General features: G+C 32.9%; 15 protein-coding genes and 1 pseudogene. 9 read left to right on the top strand and 7 right to left on the bottom strand.

Translation table 11 applies throughout. The features are described from left to right. Positions 1-108: 108 nt before the first annotated feature. Entirely contained in the window at positions 109-1,905 is a 1,797-nt protein-coding gene (lepA, locus tag ACY2IJ_RS07800; RefSeq protein WP_476723798.1) for a translation elongation factor 4, read from the bottom strand. Between the two features lie 138 nt (positions 1,906-2,043). Here lepA and ACY2IJ_RS07795 point away from each other — a divergent pair. The 7 genes and pseudogenes from ACY2IJ_RS07795 (at position 2,044) to ACY2IJ_RS07765 (ending at position 11,838) form a co-directional block, all read left to right on the top strand. Next, positions 2,044-2,565: pseudogene (locus ACY2IJ_RS07795) on the top strand (DUF2911 domain-containing protein). 179 nt (positions 2,566-2,744) lie between these two features. Then, positions 2,745-5,636: a leucine--tRNA ligase gene (gene leuS / locus ACY2IJ_RS07790; RefSeq protein ID WP_476723797.1), complete on the top strand. Its 2,892-nt coding sequence runs from the start codon at positions 2,745-2,747 to the stop codon at positions 5,634-5,636. A 129-nt stretch (positions 5,637-5,765) separates the two neighbouring features. Next, positions 5,766-7,202, top strand: coding sequence for a sensor histidine kinase (locus tag ACY2IJ_RS07785; RefSeq protein WP_476723796.1), 1,437 nt, complete (start codon positions 5,766-5,768; stop codon positions 7,200-7,202). Positions 7,203-7,275: 73 nt separating this feature from the next. Then, positions 7,276-8,811, top strand: a complete 1,536-nt coding sequence (locus ACY2IJ_RS07780; RefSeq protein ID WP_476723795.1) for a ThuA domain-containing protein — start codon at positions 7,276-7,278, stop codon at positions 8,809-8,811. Between the two features lie 67 nt (positions 8,812-8,878). After that, the gene (locus ACY2IJ_RS07775) at positions 8,879-9,649 is read left to right on the top strand and encodes an enoyl-CoA hydratase/isomerase family protein (protein WP_476723794.1); all 771 of its coding nucleotides are present in this window, start codon (positions 8,879-8,881) and stop codon (positions 9,647-9,649) included. A gap of 62 nt (positions 9,650-9,711) precedes the next feature. After that, complete coding sequence (locus ACY2IJ_RS07770) at positions 9,712-10,026, top strand: DUF4286 family protein (RefSeq protein ID WP_476723793.1); 315 nt, start codon at positions 9,712-9,714, stop codon at positions 10,024-10,026. 195 nt (positions 10,027-10,221) lie between these two features. Beyond that, entirely contained in the window at positions 10,222-11,838 is a 1,617-nt protein-coding gene (locus ACY2IJ_RS07765) for a sulfatase (protein ID WP_476723792.1), read from the top strand. A 179-nt stretch (positions 11,839-12,017) separates the two neighbouring features. Here the strand turns inward: ACY2IJ_RS07765 and ACY2IJ_RS07760 are convergent, their stop codons facing one another. Next, positions 12,018-12,212 carry a hypothetical protein gene (locus ACY2IJ_RS07760; RefSeq protein ID WP_476723791.1) on the bottom strand — a complete coding sequence of 65 codons (195 nt, stop codon included), beginning with the start codon at positions 12,210-12,212 and terminating at the stop codon, positions 12,018-12,020. Positions 12,213-12,617: 405 nt separating this feature from the next. Between ACY2IJ_RS07760 and ACY2IJ_RS07755 the strand changes: the two genes are divergently transcribed. Next, positions 12,618-15,185 carry a T9SS type A sorting domain-containing protein gene (locus ACY2IJ_RS07755; RefSeq protein WP_476723790.1) on the top strand — a complete coding sequence of 856 codons (2,568 nt, stop codon included), beginning with the start codon at positions 12,618-12,620 and terminating at the stop codon, positions 15,183-15,185. Positions 15,186-15,245: 60 nt separating this feature from the next. Here the strand turns inward: ACY2IJ_RS07755 and ilvA are convergent, their stop codons facing one another. The 5 genes from ilvA to ilvD all read right to left on the bottom strand — a co-directional run bounded on the left by ilvA (position 15,246) and on the right by ilvD (position 22,156). Then, complete coding sequence (ilvA, locus tag ACY2IJ_RS07750; protein WP_476723789.1) at positions 15,246-16,487, bottom strand: threonine ammonia-lyase IlvA; 1,242 nt, start codon at positions 16,485-16,487, stop codon at positions 15,246-15,248. 79 nt (positions 16,488-16,566) lie between these two features. Next, positions 16,567-18,042 (bottom strand): ketol-acid reductoisomerase, encoded by a 1,476-nt coding sequence (gene ilvC, locus ACY2IJ_RS07745; RefSeq protein WP_476723788.1) that lies wholly within the window; start codon positions 18,040-18,042, stop codon positions 16,567-16,569. Between the two features lie 117 nt (positions 18,043-18,159). Beyond that, complete coding sequence (gene ilvN / locus ACY2IJ_RS07740; RefSeq protein WP_476723787.1) at positions 18,160-18,684, bottom strand: acetolactate synthase small subunit; 525 nt, start codon at positions 18,682-18,684, stop codon at positions 18,160-18,162. 14 nt (positions 18,685-18,698) lie between these two features. Next, positions 18,699-20,396 (bottom strand): biosynthetic-type acetolactate synthase large subunit, encoded by a 1,698-nt coding sequence (gene ilvB, locus ACY2IJ_RS07735; protein ID WP_476723786.1) that lies wholly within the window; start codon positions 20,394-20,396, stop codon positions 18,699-18,701. 80 nt (positions 20,397-20,476) lie between these two features. Next, positions 20,477-22,156, bottom strand: coding sequence for a dihydroxy-acid dehydratase (gene ilvD / locus ACY2IJ_RS07730; protein WP_476723785.1), 1,680 nt, complete (start codon positions 22,154-22,156; stop codon positions 20,477-20,479). Positions 22,157-22,509: 353 nt separating this feature from the next. Here ilvD and ACY2IJ_RS07725 point away from each other — a divergent pair, with 353 nt between their 5' ends. Beyond that, positions 22,510-23,799, top strand: a complete 1,290-nt coding sequence (locus tag ACY2IJ_RS07725; RefSeq protein ID WP_476723784.1) for a citrate synthase — start codon at positions 22,510-22,512, stop codon at positions 23,797-23,799. The last annotated feature ends 63 nt before the right edge of the window (positions 23,800-23,862 follow it).

The following is a 23,862-nucleotide window of genomic DNA, read 5'->3' as shown; positions in this document are numbered from 1 at the left end:
TGGGAGAATTTAACAAAAAAACAAACTGGTAGCTAACGGTTATTTAACTGCGTTTTGATATAAAATGTAGATAAAAAAAACGACCTTAATTATTAAGGTCGTTGGTTATTAGTCGTTTAGTTTTAAAACAGCCATAAAAGCTTCTTGTGGAATTTCAACATTTCCTACTTGTCTCATACGCTTTTTTCCTTTCTTTTGTTTTTCTAAAAGTTTACGTTTACGTGAAATATCACCTCCGTAACACTTTGCTGTTACATCTTTTCGTAGCGCTTTTGTGGTTTCTCTAGAGATAATTTTAGCACCAATAGCTGCTTGTATTGGAATATCAAATTGTTGTCGTGGAATTAATTCTTTTAGTTTTTCACACATTTTTTTACCAATATGGTAAGCATTGTCTGCGTGTATTAAAGCAGAAAGCGCATCTACAGAACTTCCGTTTAATAAAATATCTACTTTTACCAATTTAGATGGTCTTAAACCTATTGGATAATAATCAAAAGAGGCATATCCTTTAGAAACGGTTTTTAGTCTGTCGTAAAAATCAAAAACAATTTCTGCAAGTGGCATGTCAAAAATTAATTCTACACGTTCTGGGGTTAAGTAAGTTTGATTTACTATTTCACCTCGTTTTTCTATACATAAACTCATTACTTGACCAACAAAGTCAGATTTTGTTATGATAGAAGCTTTAATATAAGGTTCTTCCACTCTGTCCATACTTGATGGATCTGGTAAATCTGTAGGGTTGTTTACCAAAATAACATCTTCTGGATTTTTTTTGGTAAATGCATGGTAAGATACGTTTGGAACAGTCGTAATAACTGTCATGTCAAATTCACGTTCTAAACGTTCCTGAATAATTTCCATGTGTAGCATTCCTAAAAATCCACATCGGAAACCAAAACCTAGAGCAGCAGAACTTTCTGGTTGAAAAACCAAAGAAGCATCGTTTAATTGTAGTTTTTCCATAGAGGCTCTTAGTTCCTCGTAATCCTCAGTGTCTACAGGGTAAATACCTGCATATACCATAGGTTTTACATCTTCAAAACCTTCTATTTTACTTTCGGTAGGGTTTACAAGACTTGTAATGGTATCTCCAACTTTTACTTCAGATGCCGTTTTAATTCCTGTAATTAAATAACCTACATCTCCTGTTTTAATTTCTTGTTTTGGAGTTTGACGTAAATTTAAAGTACCAACTTCATCGGCAAAATAATCTTTACCAGTGGCCATAAATTTAATTTTTTGACCTTTTTTAATGGTTCCGTCAATAATTCTAAAATAGGTTTCTACTCCTCTGTAAGAATTGTAAACAGAGTCAAAAATTAAGGCTTTTAGAGGTGCTTCTGGTTCTCCTTGTGGAGCAGGAACTTTTTCTATAATAGCTTTTAAAATATTATCAACACCAAAACCTGTTTTTCCACTTGCGTGGATGACATCTTCTGGATCGCAACCTAATAAATCTACAATATCATCTGTAACTTCTTCTGGATTGGCACTTGGCAAATCTACTTTGTTTAGTACAGGAATAATTTCTAAATCATTCTCTAAAGCTAAATAAAGGTTAGAAATAGTTTGGGCTTGTATACTTTGGGCAGCATCTACAATTAGCAAGGCTCCTTCGCATGCAGCAATAGAACGAGAAACTTCATAAGAAAAATCTACGTGACCAGGGGTGTCAATTAAATTTAAAATATAATCTTCACCTTCGTGCTTATAAGACATTTGAATGGCGTGAGATTTTATAGTAATACCACGTTCTCTTTCCAAATCCATATTGTCTAATAACTGAGCTTGTTCTTCCCTTTGGGTTACGGCTCCTGTAAAACTTAACAATCGGTCTGCTAAGGTGCTTTTACCGTGATCAATATGTGCAATAATGCAAAAGTTTCTTATGTTCTTCATTTATTGTAAAATACTAACTTGTTTAACGCACAAATATAGAGTATTCTATTGGGATAATAATCGCAAAAATAAATTAGTTGTTTAAAGTAAGGACTGTTGTATATTAGCTACTAAAATCAAATTATTAAAATAGTTTATATGAAAAAAGTAATTGTATTGTTGGTTCTAGTTTTGTGCGGATTTACCATAAATGCTCAAAATTTTAAAGGTTTAGATGTAAGTCCTATGGATGCAATATCTTATCCACTTAGTTACAAAACATCAGACAAAGTTGTGAAAATTATTTACAGCAGACCTCAGTTAAAAGGGAGAACTGTTGAGGCTTTGGCTCAAAATGGAAAAGTTTGGAGAGTAGGAGCTAATGAAGCTACAGAAGTAACTTTTTATAATGATGTTGTTTTTGGCAATAAAAAAGTAAAAGCAGGAACATATTCTTTATTTGCAATTCCAGGAGAAAAAGAATGGACTGTTATTTTAAATAGTGATGTAAATGTGTGGGGAGCTTATTCATAAAACTCAAAAAACGATATTGCAAGAGTGCAAGCAAAAGTGTCTAGTAATGAAGAAAGTATTGAGGCTTTTACCATGGCATTTGATAAAGAAATGAATTTATACATGGCTTGGGGAACTACGTTAGTTACCGTACCCATGAGTGAGTAATAAATTAAAATATTCAAGACAATATAAAAAAACAGCAAATCAATTGATTTGCTGTTTTTTTATGTTCTTATTTTTAACAAACCCGACAAGTCATAGATTAAATAAAGCCTTTTCTGTTTTTTTCTATTCACAGTCAAACAAAACCCTTAAATTTGCCACTCAAATTCTTAGAAAATATCATGGAATATAATTTTAACGAGATAGAAGCCAAATGGCAAAAAAAGTGGGCCGATAATCAAACTTTTAAAGCAGAAAACACTTCTGAAAAACCTAAGTTTTATGTGTTGGATATGTTTCCATATCCGTCAGGAGCAGGTTTGCATGTTGGACATCCGTTAGGGTATATTGCTTCAGATATTTTTGCACGTTACAAACGTCATAAGGGTTTTAATGTATTGCATCCACAAGGATATGATTCTTTTGGATTGCCTGCTGAGCAATATGCTATTCAAACAGGGCAACATCCTGCAATTACTACAGAAACCAATATCAATACGTATAGAAAACAGTTAGATAAAATTGGTTTTTCTTTTGATTGGTATCGAGAAATTAGAACATCAACTCCAGAATATTACAAGCACACGCAATGGATTTTTACCGAGTTGTTTAATGCTTGGTACAATAAAGAAACCGATAAAGCAGAAAAAATAGAAACATTGGTGGCTTTGTTTCAAGCCAATGGAACTAAAAACGTGAATGCTGTTTGTGATGAAGAGGTAACAGCGTTTACAGCAGCAGAATGGAGTGCTTTTTCTGAAAAAGAACAAGAGCAAATACTTTCTAAATATAGATTGACTTATTTATCTGAAACAGAGGTAAACTGGTGTCCTGCACTAGGAACCGTTTTGGCAAATGATGAAATTATTAACGGATTGTCAGAACGTGGAGGTCATCCAGTGGTTCGTAAAAAAATGATGCAGTGGTCCATGCGTATATCGGCTTATGCACAACGTTTGTTAGATGGTTTGAATACCATTGACTGGCCACAACCTTTAAAAGATGCTCAAACCAATTGGATTGGTCGTTCTCAAGGAGCATCGGTTAAGTTTAAAGTAGATGGGGCTTCGAGTAAGGACATCGAGCGTAGTCGAGATGGAGTCGATAACCAAAACTTAGAAGGGGCTTCGAGCGGAGTCGAGAAGCAAAATTTTGAAATAGAAGTGTTTACAACCCGCCCTGATACTATTTTTGGAGTTACCTTTATGACGTTGGCTCCAGAGCACGAGTTGGTGTCAAAAATTGTAACAGAGGAACAAAGAGAAGCTGTAGAAGCTTATATAGAAGCTACAGCAAAACGTTCGGAGCGTGATAGAATGGCCGATGTAAAAACCATTTCAGGAGTTTTTACAGGTGCTTATGCCATACATCCTTTTACAGGAGAAAAAATCCAGATTTGGATTGGAGATTATGTGTTGGCTAGTTACGGAACAGGAGCTGTAATGGCAGTTCCATGTGGTGATCAACGTGATTACGATTTTGCCAAGCATTTTGATATTGAAATCAAAAATATTTTTGAAGGAGTAGATATTTCTGAAAAAGCCTGTGAAGATAAAACTGCTAAAATTGCCAATTCAGATTTCTTATCGGGTTTAAATGTAAAGAAAGCTACCAAGCTTGCCATATACGAAATGGAAAAAGCAGGATTTGGACAAGGAAAAATAAACTATAGATTAAGAGATGCTGTTTTTAGTCGTCAGCGTTACTGGGGAGAACCTTTCCCTGTGTATTATGTTGATGGAATGCCACAAATGATTGCCAAGGAACACTTGCCAATTTTGTTACCAGAAGTAGAAAAATACTTGCCAACTGAAGATGGGCAACCACCATTAGGAAATGCTGAGGTTTGGGCATGGAGTAGTACTGAGAATAAAGTAGTGAGTAATGAGTTGATTGATCATAAAACTGTATTTCCTTTAGAATTGAATACGATGCCGGGTTGGGCAGGTTCTTCTTGGTACTTTAACCGTTATATGGATGCGAACAATCCAAACGAGTTTGCTAGTAAAGAAGCGTTAGAATATTGGAAAGAGGTAGATTTGTATTTGGGAGGATCGGAACACGCAACAGGACATTTATTGTATGCGCGTTTTTGGCAAAAATTCTTGTACGATTTAAACTATGTTCCTGTAGATGAATTTGCGAAGAAGTTAATCAACCAAGGAATGATTACCGGAACTTCTGCTTTTGTGTATAGATTAGAAGGAACTCAAACTTATGTTTCTAAAGGGTTGATTGGAGAGCAAAAAGTGCAGCCTATTCATGCAGATGTATCTTTTGTAAACGCTCAAAATGAATTGGATGTTGAGGCATTTAAGAATTGGAGAGAAGAGTATGCCAATGCTGAATTTATGCTAGAAGATGGTAAATACATTGTAGGACGTGAAGTAGAAAAAATGTCCAAATCTAAATTCAATGTTGTAAATCCGGATGCTATTTGTGAGCAATATGGAGCTGATAGTTTGCGTTTGTTCGAAATGTTCTTAGGACCTTTAGAGCAATCTAAACCTTGGAATACTGCAGGAATTTCTGGATCACATTCTTTCTTAAAAAAGTTATGGAGATTGTATGCCAATGCCAACGATTTTAAAGGAGTAGAAGGAGAACCAACTAAGGATGAATTAAAAGTTTTACATAAAACCATTAAAAAAGTACAAGAAGACATAGAGAATTTCTCTTTCAATACATCGGTAAGTACCTTTATGATTGCTGTAAACGAATTGTCTGCTTTAAAATGTACTAAAAAAGAAATTTTAGAACCGTTGTTGGTATTAATTTCTCCATATGCACCACATATTACTGAGGAGTTGTGGGAAAAGTTAAGAAACACATCATCCATAGCTTTTGCTGCTTTTCCAGAGTTTGATGAAAGTCATTTGGTAGAAAGTGCTAAAGAATATCCTGTTTCTTTTAACGGAAAAATGAGGTTTAAATTAGAGTTACCGCTTGATATGTCTAAAGAAGATATAGAAAAAACAGTAATGGCTCACGAAAAAACACAAGCTCAATTACAAGGAAGAACTCCTAAGAAAGTAATTGTAGTACCTGGAAAAATTATCAATATAGTAGGATAAGCACCAGCCAATTTATAAGTAAAGACGATACTCAGGTATCGTCTTTTTTTGTTTATAGAAGCTATTTAATTAACTTGGCTTAGCTTTTGATTGTTTAACAAAGAACAATCATTTTTTTAGATGTATATAATGAATAAAGTTTCTTTAAGAACAAGAATATTTTTAGCCATGTTATTGTTAGTCGGTTTGGCCTCTGTTTTAATAGCAGTAGTTACCGTAAGGCAATACAAAGAGCAAACCAAAGAGTATTATTATTCTCGTTTTGATAGAAAAGAAAGAGCTGCTCAAAAAAACATAAACTACGAATTAGAGAATACCATATACCCAGCAGCACAGCAATTTTTAGGGTTTATATTTAGAGAACGCATATATGAAATAGCAACTGTTCATAAAATGAAAATGAGCATTTATGATTTAAATGGTCAGTTGCAAATTAATTCTTTTGAACCTTGGTTTAGATTGTTTAAAGAAAAAATACCACCCAGTGTTTTAAGTACCATCAAAAAGAAAGATAAATATGAAGAATCGGTTCCTCTAGAAAGTGGTAAAATATCTCAAATAGCATATTCATATATTCACGATAGGAATTTAAATAAAGTAGGAATTTTAAAAGTAGAATACATTCAAGACAATACGCAAGAAGAACAGCAGTTAAGTTTTTTCTTAAACAGGTTGTTTTTAGTGTATGGAGTTATGATGTTACTTGCCATAGCTTTTGCATATTTTTTATCTAGCTACATTACTAGATCCTTACAGTCTATTTCTGATAAAATTCAAGAAACAAAATTATTAAAGAATAATAAAAAGATAGATGCAGAGGGAACAACATCAGAAATTGCCTCTATTGTAGAAGCTTACAATAACATGATTGATGAGTTGGAGAAAAGTGCAGAAAAATTGGCTAAAAGCGAAAGAGAACAAGCATGGAGAGAAATGGCCAAACAAGTAGCACATGAAATTAAAAATCCGCTAACTCCAATGAAGTTAACTGTTCAGAGTTTTGAAAGAACTTTTGATCCTAATGAAGAAGGGATTAGAGAAAAAGTTAAAGATTATGCTCAAATGTTAACACAACAAATAGATGTAATGTCTTCTATTGCAACTTCTTTTTCTGATTTTGCTAGAATGCCTCAAAAAAATATAGAAAATATAGATTTGGTTACCGTTGTCAAATCATCTATCGATATTTTTTATGAAAATCATATTGAGTTTTATGCTAATAAAGAAGAGATTCATTTGAACTTAGATAAAAATCAAATAACAAGAGTGTTGAATAATTTGGTGAAAAATGCAATTCAAGCAACAGAGCATTTAGAAGAGCCAAAAATAGAAGTCATATTAGACGAAAAAACAACTCAAGTTATGTTGTTTGTAAAAGATAATGGAAAAGGAATTCCAGAAGCAGACAAAGAGTTGATTTTTGAGCCAAAGTTTACAACCAAAAGCAGTGGAATGGGATTGGGCTTACCTATGGTTAAAAATATAGTAGAAGCTTATGGAGGAACAGTTACATTTGAATCTATATTAAATCAAGGAACGATGTTTAAAATTGTATTGCCTAAATAATTAATAAGTTTATTATTAAAACTAAGTAGTGAAATTTACATATATTCGTTAATCATATGTAAATTCATAAATAATGTTTAAAAAAATAAGTTTATTAGTAGCGTTTATGTTAATAAACGTTGTGTATGCTCAAAAAACATCAATCTTGGTTTTTAGCAAAACGGCAGGTTTTAGGCACAAGTCTATCAAAGCAGGTCAACAGGCTGTTCAAAAGTTAGCAGATAAAAATAATTGGGAAGTTGAGTTTTCAGAAGACTCTAATCTGTTTAACGACAAAGATTTGTCAAAATTTGACGTGTTATTTTTCTTAAATACAACAGGAGATATTTTAAATGAATCTCAGCAAAATGCCATGAAAGCTTTTTTTGCCAAAGGAAAAGGTTTTGTAGGAACACACTCGGCAACAGATACAGAAAAAGACTGGGATTGGTATGTAGATATGTTAGGAGCAACCTTTAAAAGTCATCCTAAACAACAAAAAGCAACCTTACACATCCACAAAGAACACGGTCATAAAGCGGTAGCACATTTAAATAATAAAGAAGAGTTTTTTGATGAATGGTACAATTTTAAAAATCCTGTAGCTAAGCATGTAAATGTGTTGGCAACTTTGGATGAAAGTACTTATTCAGGAAAACAAATGGGAATTGAGCATCCTATTACTTGGTACCATCATTATGATGGAGGTAGAGTTTTTTATACAGGTTTAGGGCATACAGAAGCTGCATATGCAGATGAGCGTATTGTAAAACAAATAGAAGAAGGAATTAAGTGGGCAGCAAAAATAACAGATGTAAATACATTAACAAGTAAGTGGACAAATTTACTAGAAGGAGATCCTTATAAAAAATGGGATGTTTTTATGGGAGTTCCTCACAATTCTGTAAAAGGATTGCCTAATGTAGATCCTAATAGTAATGGAATGAAAGGGGAACCATTGGGGCTAAATAACGATCCTAAAAAGGTGTTTAATTTTGTTAAAGGAAAAAAGGACAAACACACAGTTCATATAACAGGAGAAATATACGGAGCTTTAACCTCTAAACAAGAATATGAAAATTACCATTTAAAATTAAAAGTAAAATGGGGAGAACAAAAATGGGCTCCTAGAATAAACTCTAAGAGAGATAATGGTTTACTTTATCATTGTACAGGACCTTTTAGACAGTTTTGGGATGTTTGGATGCGTTGTCAAGAATTGCAAATTCAAGAAACAGATATGGGAGATTATTATGCCCTAGGAGGTGCTACTAGCGATGTTCCTACCGTAACAGTTCAAGAAAACGGAAAACCTAAAAAAGTATATGGTATAGGAGGTAAATTAAAAGCAGGAAGTGCCAAACGTTCTTTTGACAATGAAAAAAAGCACGGGAAGTGGAACACTATTGAGTTAATAACCTATAATGGAACTAGTTTGCATATTGTAAACGGAAAAGTAGTCATGGCTTTGTTCAATTCTAGACATCACGTAAAAGGAATGGGAACAAGTCCATTAACAAGAGGAAGAATACAGTTTCAGTCAGAAGGAGCAGAAATTTATTACAAAGATATCTTGATAAAAAGTATCAATGGAATTCCCAAAAAGTACAATAAATATTTAAATAAATAGAAATGTAGAAAAGCAACCTAAATTTAGGTTGCTTTTTTTTATCTTAATAAATATAAATATAACCGTTATGTCAGATAGTAAAGAAGTGAGTATTAGTATTAAAGATAAAATAGCATTTATCACCATTAACGCTCCTAAAACACTAAATGCTTTAAATAGAAAAATAATTAAGGAAATTCATGATTGTTTGTACGATGTAAAATACGATCCAAATGTGAGAGTTGTAATTATTACAGGAGCAGGAGAAAAAGCTTTTGTTGCAGGTGCAGATATTAAAGAATTTGCTTCGTTTTCTAAAAAAGAAGGACAAGAATTAGCGCAATCTGGACACGATTTATTGTTTAACAAAATAGCGAATTTCTCGAAACCCGTAATTGCAGCAGTAAATGGTTATGCTTTAGGAGGAGGGCTGGAGTTGGCAATGGCATGTCATATGCGAATTGCTGCTAATCATGCAAAGCTTGGACAACCAGAGGTTAGTTTAGGATTAATTCCTGGCTATGGAGGAACTCAAAGATTAACACAGTTAGTTGGAAAAGGAAAGGCTTTTGAAATGATTTTAACAGGACAAATGATTACTGCTAGTGAAGCTTTGGATTTAGGATTGGTAAACTATGTAGTTGCTTTAGAAGAATTAATTCCAAAAGCCGTAGAAATAGCCCATAAAACAATTGAAAATTCACCAGGAGCCATTAAGAAAAGCATAAAAGCTATTAATGCCGTTTTTGGAAACATAGGATTGCAAAATGAAGTAGAGCTTTTTGGACAATGTTTTGGTACGGATGAGTTTAAAGAAGGGACTCAAGCATTTTTAGAAAAAAGAAAACCTAATTTTTAATTGTTGCTTACGAATTGTAAGCAGATTCATTCAAACCCTTATTTTTGCACAAAAATAAAAATATGTATATATACAATGTAACAACCAATATCGCATTGGAAATTGAACAAGAGTGGTTAGATTATATGAAAAACAATCATATTCCAGCTATGATAGGTACAGGATGTTTTACTGGAGCAAAACTAACTAGAGTAATGGTGCAAGAGGAAATGGGAGGTAAAACTTTTTCTATACAATACGCAGTAAGCGATAAAGAAACTTTTAAAGGATATTATGTGGCATATGCTGCAGATATGAATACACGTATAGATAAAAAATTCAAAGGTCAATACGTTTCTTTTCAAACTGAGTTGGAGGTTATTGGAGATTTTTATTAAAGTCCAATATAACAAGTCTTAAAATTATTCAAAATAATTTTTTTTAAGTTAAAACTTAAAAAAACGAAAAAATAGAGTTTGTTTTAGTACATCTAGGTCAAGTATTTATAGGTAATTTCTTTTTAATTTGTTAGTTCGGCATATACTTTAAATTATCATTTAAATTTAAGTTGAATTATCATAAAAAAGTAAAACATGAAAAAAGTAATTTATTTGATTCTGACCTGTGTTTCTATGACCATTAATGCTCAGAATAAAAAACCAAATGTATTATTTATTGCAGTAGATGATTTAAAAACAGAATTGGGTTGTTATGGATCTAAAGTAGTAAAATCACCTAACATTGATAAGTTAGCAAAAGAAGGTATTTTATTTAATAGGGCTTATTGTCAACAAGCTATTTGTGGGCCATCTAGAGCTAGTATCATGACAGGTTCTAGACCAGAAACAATAAATGTTATCGATTTATTTCAAGACTTTAGAGCTAACGTACCTAGTATTAAAACTATTCCACAACATTTTAGAGAAAACGGGTACGAAACAGTTTACGTAGGTAAAATATTTCACGGTATATATTCCGATGAAGAAATGTCTTGGAGTAAAAAAGCTGTAAAGGTTGAGAAAGGTGTAAATACTCCCGAAGTAAAAGGAGGATACGCTTTAAAAGAAAATCAATTAGCTTGGTTAAAAAATAAAAAAGAACTAGAAAAAAAGTACGGAGCTAAGCTTATTAAAGAAACCTTTTTATCAAAAGGTCCTATAACAGAATGTGCAGACGTTCCTGATGATACTTATGAAGACGGTCATAATACAAACTCTGCAATAGCTACTTTAGAACAATTAGTTCAAAAAGACAAGCCTTGGTTTTTAGGTTTAGGGTTTAAAAAACCTCATTTAAGTTGGTTAGCACCCAAAAAATATTGGGATATGTATGATGAGAATAATATACCTATTGCTACGCAAATAAATCCACCAAAAGATGGAGCATCTATGGGATTGTCTGAATCATTAGAAGTAAGAGTACGTTCCAATATAAATAAAACAGAAAATTTTTCTCCTAAGTTACAACGTCATTTACGTCACGGATATTATGCGTGTGTTAGTTATATAGATGCGCAATTAGGAAGAATGATTGAAGCATTAAAAGCTTCTGGAGCATATGACAATACAATCATTGTTTTTTGGTCTGATCATGGTTTTAATCTAGGTGAAATGGGATATTGGGGAAAAGCTAATAATTACGAAGTTTCTACAAGAGTTCCTTTTATTATTTCTGCACCACATGTTTCTAGCAAAGTAAAGGGACAAACTTCGGATGCCTTGGTAGAGTTGGTAGATGTTTTTCCTACATTATGTGATTTGGCAGATTTAGATAAACCAAATCATTTGGAAGGAACATCTTTAGTTCCGTTGTTAAAAAAGCCAAATAAAAAATGGAATGAAGTTGCTTACAGTTTATTTCCATCACCAGCATTAAGAGAGTGGGCAGCTATTCCTTTTACACCTCCTTTTAGAAAAACATTCTTTCAACCATTAATTCAAAAAATAGAAACAAGAATAGCTAATCAAATGGGAGATAAATGGAATAGAAAAACATTTGAAGACTTTGTAATGGGGTATGCAATGCGTACGGATAGATATAGATTGGTTGTATGGAAAGATAGAAGAAAACCCCAAGAAGATCCTTTGTTTGTAGAATTGTACGATCATCAAAACGATCCTAATGAATCAATAAATATAGCTCAAGATAACCCTGTAAAGGTAAAACAGTTAGTAAAGCAACTACAAGCTGCTGGATGGCAAGGTAAGTAAGCTGTGGTGTTTGAGAATAGTATTTTAATAAAACACTGTATTTTGGAAGGTTTAACTAATATTTAGTAAAAGAGTTAGTTTTTTCGTATACCAAAGTGTTGAATTAAAGGCAATAAAAAAAGGTTACATACTATAAGTAGAATGTAACCTTTGTTATTTTTCAATTTTCATAAGACAAGTTATTCTTTTGTGTTTTCTGTATTCGTTTGTTTTGCAGCATCTGCTTCGTATGTAGCTTTCATATTCTCTTCATACTTTTTTGTAACTTCTTCTGCGGTCATGTCATCAAACTCTAGTAGGACATCCTCTGTACAAGAGGTTAGACTAACCGACACAACAACGGCAGCTAAAAACCCTTTTAATAAATTTTTCATAGCATTTTAGATTTAATAATTAACATTTGTTCTTTAAAAACTTTCATAGCAATTTTTAAAATTTTCATAGAACTTTTTTCTTTTGATATTGTAAAGATACAAAATAAAAGTAATTATCAAAGATGAAATGTGTTTTTTTGTCGATGAATTGTTTTTTAGTATCGTTTAACTGGCGTTTGTCGAGGTTTGGTTAGACATGTAGATAGTGTCTTTACTCACTAAATAGACGGTATGCCTAGTGTTTCTTTAGGTTTTTGGATATTTTGTTTTTTTGTGAAATAGCACCTCTAAATATCATTTTTTAAAGGCTGGAAAATACTTGTATATGTATATATAGTGTTTAATAAATATTTTACTTGTTATTAACTTACACAACTACATGTAAGAAATCGTAAAATTGAATAGATGATAAATAAGCAGTTAGGTAAATACTTATTGGTCTTTGTATTGATGTTAAGCTATACTAGTTTTTCGCAAACATTAGAGCAAAAAGCTAGAATTAAAATAGATAGTTTAAATGGATTCATCGCTGAGGTTGAGTCTTTAGGGAAAGATGCTTTAAAAGAAAAGTTGGCAGCTCGTACTGCAGAAGTTTTCTTAAAATTTGCAAATTGGGACGAAAATAACATCGAAGAAAATAAAAGTCACTTCGAAAAATATTGGTTGTACAAAAATGTAGCGACTCAAATGGCTCAAGAATTACCAGATTTTGAGAGAAATGACATTTTAAAAATGTTAGATGAGTCTATAGCATACATCAAAAAAATCAAAAAAGAAGAGGTTTTTAGAACTCCTATTCCCAAAGTAGATTGGTCAAAAGTGACTGTGGGGCAGGATGAAATTACAATGGATAATAACAAGCCTGTTTTCTTGGCCGATTATACTTGGAAACCTGACACGCCTGAGTTAACCGAATTTTATGGAGAGTTAAACGGTTTTTATATCTCTCCATACTATGTGACTAATGCTTCTGGAAAAATAAATCAAAATGTAATAAATAATTTAAATACCAAAGCGAGTGGAACTCCTGGTTTTGTATTCATCAATAATAAGAATGTACCTCAATGGGCTATAGATAGTTATGGAGCGGATTTTACCAAGTTTCAAGGAGCTCCTTTTTTAGATTATGACATTGACCATCCTGGGGCAAAAGTGATGATGTCGCATTTGTTAAAAGGAACGGTAACTAAAATGAAAGGGAAGCATTATACAGATTTAGGTTATATGTTGTGTAATGAGCCTAGATGGATAACCTATAAAGATGGTACAAAAAAAGTATGGTATACAAGTGGTGTAAGTACTTATACCTTAGATAAGTTTAAAGGTTGGTTACAAAACAAACACCAGAACATAGCTCAGTTAAATGCTTTATGGCATTCCAATTTTTCTGATTTTGAGGAAGTAGCCATAGAAATTCCAATTGATATTTCTTTAATGGGAACTCCAAAATGGTACGATTGGGTAACGTTTAATGAAGATAGAGTGACAGATTGGTTTACCTGGATGAAATCAGAATTAAGAAAATATGATTCTACTGCCAAAGCTCAGTTAAAAATAATGCCTTCGTTCTTTACAGAAAATGATCCGGCTACAGGAATAGATTTAGAGGCTTTAACAGAGTTGAGTGAGATCAATGGAAATGATGTAGCTGCAAATTACAACTACATGATAAAAGGGGAGATTGTTAAAGATGAAAAATATGCCTTTGGCTGGAAAGAATTATATATGGGTTATGACTTTTTAAAATCGGTACAGCCCAACCAATTAATTTTTAATTCAGAAAGTCACTTGTTAAGTACCAACAATGCAAGAGACTTATATATGGATCCAAAATATCCTAGAGCTGTCTATTGGGCTGCGCATACCTTAGGGTTAAATGCTTCTCAAACTTGGTATTGGCCTAGAAAAGAAGATGGTTCTCTTAAATCTGGAATCACAGGTGCTTATGCGGGTTCTAACAACCAGCAGCCTCGTGTAACAAATGCTTTGCACGCAACGATGATGGATTTAAATACGCATAGTGAGTTAATTATGAAAATGCAAAGAGAGCGTAAACCTATAAGAGTTTTTTATTCTAAAGCTGCAGCAGCTAATAAAGGAAGCTATATGGAAGGAGTGTTCGAAATGTACGAGGGGTTGAATTTTGAAGGAATTCCTTTAGGTTTTGCTACTAAAAACATTATCTCAAAACAAGACTCAAGTTTATGGGATGTGATTGTTGTTCACAAAACAGAACAAGTAACGCTAGGGGAATTAAATACCTTACAGGATTACATAGATAATGGAGGAACCGTAATTACGGATGCAATAAGCTTAAAAAAGAATGAATATGGATTGCCTTTAGAGGGATTAAAACAAACCAATGGGAAGTTAATTTTAGCCAATACAGTAGCGCAAGCTAAAATAGAAGCTTTACAAATTTTAGAGACAAAAAATCATTTACCAAAGGTAACAGTTACAGAAACGAATGCTGAGGGATACAAAGGATGTACTTGGAGATGTGTAAAAAATGAACAAGGAAATTATGTATTGTCTATTGTAAACTTAGGAAAAGCGGAGGCTACTTTAAATGTGCAACTAAAACAAGCTAAGAACGGAACTGTTGCTAAGGATTTATTAAACGGATTAAAGTTACCTTCTCAATTAGTTTTAAAACCCTACGATGTTTATTTGATTGAATTATTAGATGAAAAAGGAAGTGATTTAGCGAGCAAAGAAGAATTAAAAAAGGATAAAATAGCCACAATATATCCAAACCCTTCTCACGGACCAATTACTGTTGAGTTGAATGAGTTTCAAACTCAATTAACTGTTGAGATGTACAATATGGATGGAGGCTTAATAAGTCAAAGTGAATTTAAGAATGTTAAAACATTTGAATACAATCAACATACAAAATTAGCAAAGGGAATGTATTTGTTAAAGTTAAAAATGGGGAACAAAATTCAGTACATAAAATACATAAAAGCATAAATAAATTTTAATTCAATAAAAAAGCCCTTGTTATAGATATAAACAAGGGCTTTTTTATGATTAAATGATATGTTGAAATAATTCAGGTTTTTCGTTTAAATATTCTCCAAAAAAACCTTTGGCTTTCATACGCTCAAGCAGTGGAGAAAAATCTTCAGGCTTGCTTAGTTCAATACCTACTACAGCAGAAGCTGTGCTACGGCTATTCTTTTTCGTATATTCAAAATGAACAATGTCATCAGTGTCAGAAAGTACATTTCCAACAAATTCTTTTAAAGCTCCAGCACGTTGTGGAAAACGAACAATAAAATAATGCTTAAGTCCATCGTATAACATAGCTCTTTCTTTCATTTCTTCCATTCTAGTAATGTCATTATTTCCACCACTTAAAATGCAAACAACCGTTTTACCTTTAATAGCTTCTTTGTAATGATCCAAGGCAGAAACAGCCAACGCTCCCGCAGGTTCTGCTACAATTGCATTTTCATTGTAAAGTTTTAGTATTGTTTTACAAATGTGACCTTCATCAATTAAGGTTACCTCGGTTAAATAATTTTTGCAAATAGGAAATGTATTGTCACCCATTTTTTGAACAGCAGCACCATCTACAAATTTATCTATGTTTTCAATTTTTGTATTTATTCCTTTTTCTAAAGATGTTTTTAAAGATGGGGCTCCTTTAGGTTCTAGTGCAATAATTTTAGTTTTTGGGCTTAGGTTTTTAAAAACAGTTATAATTCCAGAAGCTAAACCACCACCACCAACGGGTAAAAATAAATAATCAATAGGAGTGTTTATGTTGTCTAGAATTTCTAAACCAATAGTACCTTGACCAGACATTACATCCCAGTCGTTAAACGGATGTACATATATTGCGTTGTTTTCTTGTTGATATTGCTCTGCAGCCTTAGAACTTTCATCAAAAGTATCTCCAATTAATTGTATAGTTGTGTATTCTCCTCCAAACATTTTTACTTGTGATATTTTTTGTTTGGGAGTGGTGGTAGGCATAAATATAGTTGCATTTACTTTTAAATTGTTACAAGCAAAAGCGACTCCTTGGGCATGATTTCCTGCACTAGCACATACCACACCATTGTTTAATTCTTCTTTAGATAAGTTTTTAATTCTATTATAGGCACCTCTAATTTTATAAGATCTAACCTGTTGCAAGTCTTCTCTTTTGAAATAAATGTTCGCATCAAATTCTTTAGAATAGTTGTCTATAAAATTAAGCGGAGTTGTTTGTACAGTTCCTCTAATGTTTATTTGTGCTTTTAAGATAGATTCTAAGGTTACCATAAGATAGATTTGTATTGTGTATAAAAATAAAAAAAGCCGTTGCATTGGCAACGGCTTTTAGAAAGTATTCAAATTCGTTTTAAGAAACAATTTTTTTCATTGCAGTCATTGCTCCACGTAATTCTTCACCAATAATTTCTACATCGTGTTCACGTATTGCTTTGTTTACAGCAATTAACTCAGCATTGTCTACACTGTTGCTAGCTGCTCCAAATGGCTTACCAATTAAATTGATAGGTGCATTTTTAACATAATCAGCAATTAAAGGTTTACATGCGTGATCAAATAAGTAACATCCGTATTCAGCAGTATCAGAAATGACACGGTTCATTTCAAATAATTTCTTACGTGCAATTGTATTTGCAATTAACGGAGTCTCATGTAAAGATTCATAGTAAGCAGATTCGTCAATAATTCCAGAGTCTACCATAGCTTCAAAAGCCAATTCAACACCTGCTTTTACCATCGCTACCATTAAAGTACCGTTGTCAAAGTATTCTTGCTCAGAAATTTCAACGTCACTTGCTGGAGTTTTTTCAAAGTTTGTTTCACCAGTTGCAGCTCTCCAAGTTAATAAGTTAACATCATCGTTAGCCCAGTCTTCCATCATTGTTTTAGAGAAGTGACCAGAAATAATATCATCCATGTGCTTTTGGAATAAAGGTCTCATAATGTCCTTTAATTCTTCAGAAACTTTAAAAGCTTCAATTTTAGCTGGATTAGATAATCTGTCCATCATGTTGGTAACACCACCGTACTTTAATGCTTCGGTAATTGTTTCCCATCCATATTGGATTAATTTAGAAGCATATCCTGCATCTATTCCTTCAGCTACCATTTTGTCAAAACATAAGATAGATCCAGTTTGTAACAATCCACATAAGATTGTTTGTTCTCCCATTAAGTCAGATTTAACTTCTGCAACAAAAGAAGATTTTAAAACTCCTGCAGTGTGTCCTCCTGTACCAACAGCATATGCTTTAGCGTAATCCCATCCTTTTCCTTCTGGATCGTTTTCTGGGTGTACAGCAATTAAAGTAGGTACTCCAAACCCTCTTTTAAATTCTTCACGTACTTCAGATCCTGGAGATTTTGGAGCTACCATGATTACTGTAATATCTTTACGGATTTGCATTCCTTCTTCTACGATGTTGAAACCGTGAGAGTAAGATAAACAAGATCCTTTTTTCATTAATGGCATAACTGCAGTTACAACAGCCGTGTGTTGTTTGTCTGGAGTTAAGTTGATTAATAAATCAGCAGTAGGAATCATTTCTTCGTAAGTTCCTACAGCAAAGTTATTTTCAGTAGCGTTTAAAAAAGATTGTCTTTTTTCTTCAATAGCAGCTGCTCTTAATGTGTAAGAAACATCTAATCCAGAGTCACGCATGTTTAACCCTTGGTTCAATCCTTGAGCTCCACATCCGATGATTACAATTTTCTTACCTTTTAAAGCTTCAACTCCATTGCTGAATTCGCTTCTGTCCATAAATTCACACTGTCCTAATTGCTCTAATTGCTCTCTTAAAGAAAGTGTGTTAAAATAATTTGCCATTTTGCTTTTATTTTTATTCTAATTGTTTACTTGTTATTTTGCTAAAAATGAGCTTGATGGATAAAAAATCATTCAAGCTCAAAATTTATTTTATTGCGTTGCCAAATTTAGGGAATTCTATTGAACTATCTCTCCTAAAATTTTACGAATATTCATAGCTTCTTTTGAAATGGAAATTCTACCAGATCTTACAAATTGTGCAATTCCAAAAGGTTCAAAAGCTTTGTAAATAGCATCTATTTCTGGTCTTCTTCCTGTTTTTTCTACAACAAAAAAAGTTCTATTTACGGTAATAATATTCATGCTGTGCTCCTTAATAATGTTTTGTATTTGAGGGTTTTCAAATAACAAATCAGATTTAAATTTGAACATTGCATTTTCTGTAAAAATAATTTCATCATCTGTGTGGTAGTAGGCTTTAATAACTTCTACCTGTTTTTCTAGTTGACCAATTATTTTTTTTACAGCAGTTTCCGTCATTTTAACCACCACAATAAACCTAGATACGTTCTTAATTTCTGATGCAGAAACAGTTAAACTTTCTATATTAATGTGTCTTTTTACAAAGATGGTTGAAATTCGGTTTAACAATCCTAAATTGTTTTCTGAATAAACGGATATGGTATATAATTTTTCTTCCATGTCTTGTTTTTCTTTTAGCTTAATCTTACATCAGATACACTAGCTCCTGTAGGTACCATTGGGAATACATTGTCTTCTTTTTCTACCATAACTTCTAAGAAGTATGAAGTCTCGCAAGCAATCATTTCATCAATAGCTCCTTGTAAGTCATCTCGTTTGTTAACTCTTTTGGCAGGAATGCTATAAGCTTCTGCTAATTTTACAAAATCAGGGTTGATCATTTCTGTAGATGCATATCTTTTATCAAAAAATAATTGTTGCCACTGACGTACCATTCCTAAAAATTCGTTGTTTAAGACTACAATTTTTACAGCGGTACCTGTTTGTAAAATAGTTCCTAATTCTTGACAAGTCATTTGATAACCACCATCACCAATAATAGCAACTACATGTCTGTTGGGTGCACCCATTTTAGCTCCTATAGAAGCTGGTAAGGCAAACCCCATAGTTCCTAATCCTCCAGAGGTTACGTTGCTTCTGGTGTGTGTAAAGTTAGCATATCTAACAGCCATCATTTGGTGTTGTCCTACATCAGAAACAATAACGGCATCATTATTAGTTGCTTTGTTAATTCCTTGTAAAACCTCTCCCATGGTTAAACCTTCTTTGGTTGGGTTTAACTGACCATTGATTACTTTTTCAAATTCTACTTTGTCGTAATCTCTAAATTCTTGTAACCAAGATGTGTGTTCTTTTGGATCTACAAATTCTAAAATTTTAGCCAATGTGTCTTTAGAATCACCTAAAACAGCTACATCTGTTTTTACATTTTTGTCTATTTCTGCAGGATCAATATCAAAGTGAATTACTTTGGCTTGTTTTGCATATTTGCTTAAGTCTCCTGTAACACGATCATCAAAACGCATACCTATAGCTATTAATAGGTCGCATTCATTGGTTAATTTGTTAGGTCCATAATGTCCGTGCATACCAACCATACCAACATTTAATGGGTGATTTGTTTCTAAGGCAGATAAACCTAAAACAGTCCATGCAGCTGGAATTCCAGTTTTTTCTACAAAAGCTTTAAATTCTTTTTCTGCTTCACCTAATATTACACCTTGTCCAAAAACAATCATAGGTTTTTGTGCAGCATTAATTAAAGTAGCTGCTTCTTGTACCTTTTGGATGTCTGTTTCTGGTACAGGTTTGTAGCTTCTTACATGATTGCATTTTTCGTAGCTAAAATCTAATTCCGATAATTGAGCATCTTTAGTAATGTCAATTAATACAGGTCCAGGTCTTCCTGATTTAGCAATGTAAAATGCTTTGGCTATAGCCGCAGGAATATCTTCTGCTTTTGTTACCTGACAGTTCCATTTGGTAATAGGTGATGAAATGCTAATAACATCTGTTTCTTGAAAAGCATCTGTACCTAATAAATGTGATGCAACTTGCCCGGTAATACATACCATTGGAGTTGAGTCTATTTGAGCATCAGCAATTCCTGTAATTAAGTTTGTTGCACCAGGTCCCGAAGTAGCTAAAGCTACACCAACTTTACCTGATGTTCTAGCATAACCTTGTGCAGCATGTGCAGCACCTTGTTCGTGTCTAGTTAACACATGGTGTAATTGGTCTTGATATTTATATAGTTCGTCATAAATGGGCATAATAGCACCACCGGGGTAACCGTATGCAATGTCTACACCTTCTGCAAGTAAACTTTTTACAACGGCTTCAGCTCCTATGATTCTTTCTGTTTTTTTCATACTTCGTATCGTATAAAATACAAAGTAGTAAGAACAAAGTGTAAACTAATTACTCTGTACTTAGTACTTTGTACTAAAATTTAATATTTGTCAGTTACACATCCTTCTGATGCTGATGCTACCGATTTGGCATATTTGAATAAGATTCCTTTATTGTGTTTTAAAGCAGGTTCTTTCCAAAGTTTTTTACGTTTTGCAATTTCTTCTTCAGAAACTTGTAGTGTAATAGAGTTGTCTTCTGCACTAATAGAAATGGTGTCTCCTGTTTCTACCAATCCAATTAACCCACCAACTTGTGCTTCTGGAGTTACGTGACCTACTACAAAACCGTGAGTTCCTCCAGAGAAACGACCGTCAGTAATTAATGCAACTGATTTTCCTAAACCAGCTCCCATAATTAAAGAAGTAGGTTTTAACATTTCTGGCATTCCAGGTCCTCCTTTAGGTCCTACATAACGAATAACAACAACATCACCTCTTTCCACTTCACCTTTAGAAATTCCGTCATTTGCATCTTGTTCACTGTTATAAACAACTGCTTTTCCTTCAAACTTTAATCCTTCGTTTCCTGATATTTTTGCAACAGCACCTTGTTCGGCTAAGTTTCCGTATAAAATTTGAATATTTCCAGAAGACTTTAAAGCTTTATCTTTTGGGTATAATAAATCTTGTTCTTCAAATTCCATAGGTTCAACATCGGCTAGGTTTTCTGCTAAGGTTTTACCAGTAACAGTCATACAATCTCCGTGTAAAAATCCATTATCTAACAAGTATTTTAAAATAGCAGGAGTTCCTCCAATGCTATGTACATCTTCCATTAAATATTTTCCAGAAGGTTTTAAATCCCCAATTAAAGGAGTTTTATCAGAAACTCTTTGGAAATCTTCCATAGTAAATTCAACATCAGCAGCATAGGCAATAGCTAAGTAATGTAATACTGCATTGGTAGAACCACCTAACGCATTTACTACAGTTATTGCATTTTCTATAGATTTTTTAGTAACAATATCTTTAGGTTTTAAATCTAATTCCAATAAGTTTTTCATAGCTTTTGCAGTGCGCTCAGCTTCTGATAACTTGTTTGGGTTTTCTGCTGGTATAGAAGAGTTGTAAGGTAAAGCTAATCCCATACATTCAATAGAAGAAGCCATGGTGTTTGCGGTATACATACCTCCACAAGCACCAGCTCCTGGAATAGAAGCTTTGATGATTTCTCTATATTCTGTTTCATCTATTTCACCTGCTACTTTTTGACCTAGGGCTTCAAAAGCAGACACAATATTTAACTTACGTCCTTTGTATTTTCCTGAGGCAATAGACCCACCATATACCATAATAGATGGACGATTTAAGCGCAACATTGCAATTACAGCACCAGGCATGTTTTTATCACATCCAACAACACCTATTAAACCATCGTAACTTTGCGCGTTTACTACAGTTTCCATAGAATCTGCAATAATATCTCTAGAAGCTAAAGAGTAGTTCATTCCAGATGTTCCCATAGAAATTCCATCTGAAACACCAATAGTATTAAAGGTTAAACCTACTTGTTCGTTAAGATTCGTGTATTTTTTTATTTCTTGCGCTAAGTTGTTTAAGTGCATATTACATGGATTACCATCATAACCGGTACTTGCAATACCAATTTGAGGCTTTTTCATGTCTTCATCTGTTAATCCAACAGCATATAACATTGCTTGTGATGCTGGTTGAGAAGGATCCTGTGTTAGTCTTTTACTGTGTTTATTTAATGCCATCTTAAAAAGGTCTTTATTGTCTTAGTTTTGCTTAATATAATACACAAAATTAGAATAGTAATTTGGGTTTAAAAAAAGAACCTAAAAAAGTTACGTTGTTCAATGGTTTGTTTTTTTATTAACTAGTTGTTTTTTAGTTATTTGTGTTTATTGTTTGATGATGTTAATCTTGTTTTTTTGATGTTAAACAATAGATTTAACAAGAAGTGAAATGTTGTGGATTCTAACAGAAATGAAGTTTGTTGTTAAACTAAGTATTAATACGTAGTTTAATTAAGTATCTATTTCTTTTATTAATACTTAATTATTTGTAGATTTGTGAAATTCAAAAAAAAAGGAAATAACATTTATATATGTCAAACACAGCAATATTAGAAATAGAAGGAAAAAAGTATGAGTTTCCGATTGAAAAAGGTTCGGAAAACGAATTGGCAATTGATATCAAACAGTTAAGAGGATTGACTGGTGGTGTAACTACAATTGATCCAGGTTTTAAGAACACAGGTTCTTGTAAGAGTGCTATAACTTTCTTAGACGGAGAGAAAGGTATTTTACGCTATAGAGGCTATGCAATTGAAGATTTAGCTGAAAAAGCTTCTTTTTTGGAAGTTTCTTATTTGTTGATTTTTGGAGAATTACCTACTCAAGTTGAGTTAGATAAATTTGAACAAGACATTAAAAATGAATCTTTAGTAGATGAAGATATTCATAAAATTTTAGATGCTTTTCCAAAGAACGCTCATCCAATGGGGGTTTTATCTTCTTTAACAAGTGCATTAACAGCTTTTAATCCAAAATCTGTAGAAATTACATCTAAAGAAGATATGTACCGTGCAATTACGATGCTTATGGGGAAATTTCCTGTTTTAGTTTCGTGGTGTATGCGTAAAATGAAAGGAGAGCCTTTAGATTATGGGGATATTGATTTAGGGTATGAAGAGAGTTTTGCAAAAATGATGTTCAAAAGACCTAATCAAGAATATAAATGTAACAAAACAATTATCAATGCTTTAGATAAGTTGTTAATTTTACATGCAGATCATGAACAAAACTGCTCTACATCTACAGTTAGAATTGTAGGTTCTTCTCATGCAGGATTATTTGCATCAATTTCGGCAGGAATTTCTGCTTTATGGGGGCCTTTACATGGTGGAGCTAACCAAGCGGTGATTGAAATGTTGGAAGCTATTAAAAATGACGGTGGAGATTTTGAGAAATACATTACCAAAGCAAAAGATAAATCAGATCCTTTCCGTTTGATGGGATTTGGTCATAGAGTATATAAAAACTTTGATCCTAGAGCAAAAATTATTAAAGTGGCTGCAGAAGAAGTGTTGGCTGATTTAGGAATTGAGGATCCGGTGTTAGATGTTGCAAGAGGGTTGTCTGAGGCGGCTTTAAATGATGAGTATTTTAAATCTAGAAATTTATATCCTAACGTAGATTTTTATTCAGGAATTATATACCGTGCTTTAGGGATACCTGTAGAAATGTTTACAGTGTTGTTTGCTATGGGACGTTTACCAGGTTGGATTGCTCAATGGAAAGAAATGAGAGAGAATAAAGAGCCTATTGGTCGTCCACGTCAGTTGTATGTTGGTGAGCCTTTAAGACCTTATACAGAAATTAAGGATAGAAAGTAATTCTATTTTTATTATACATAAAACAAAAACCTTTACTATTATAGTAAAGGTTTTTTTATGTTT

Source organism: Wenyingzhuangia gracilariae (assembly GCF_056387575.1).
Note: the sequence above shows the minus strand (reverse complement) of the source record. Positions and strands in the feature narration are given on the sequence as shown.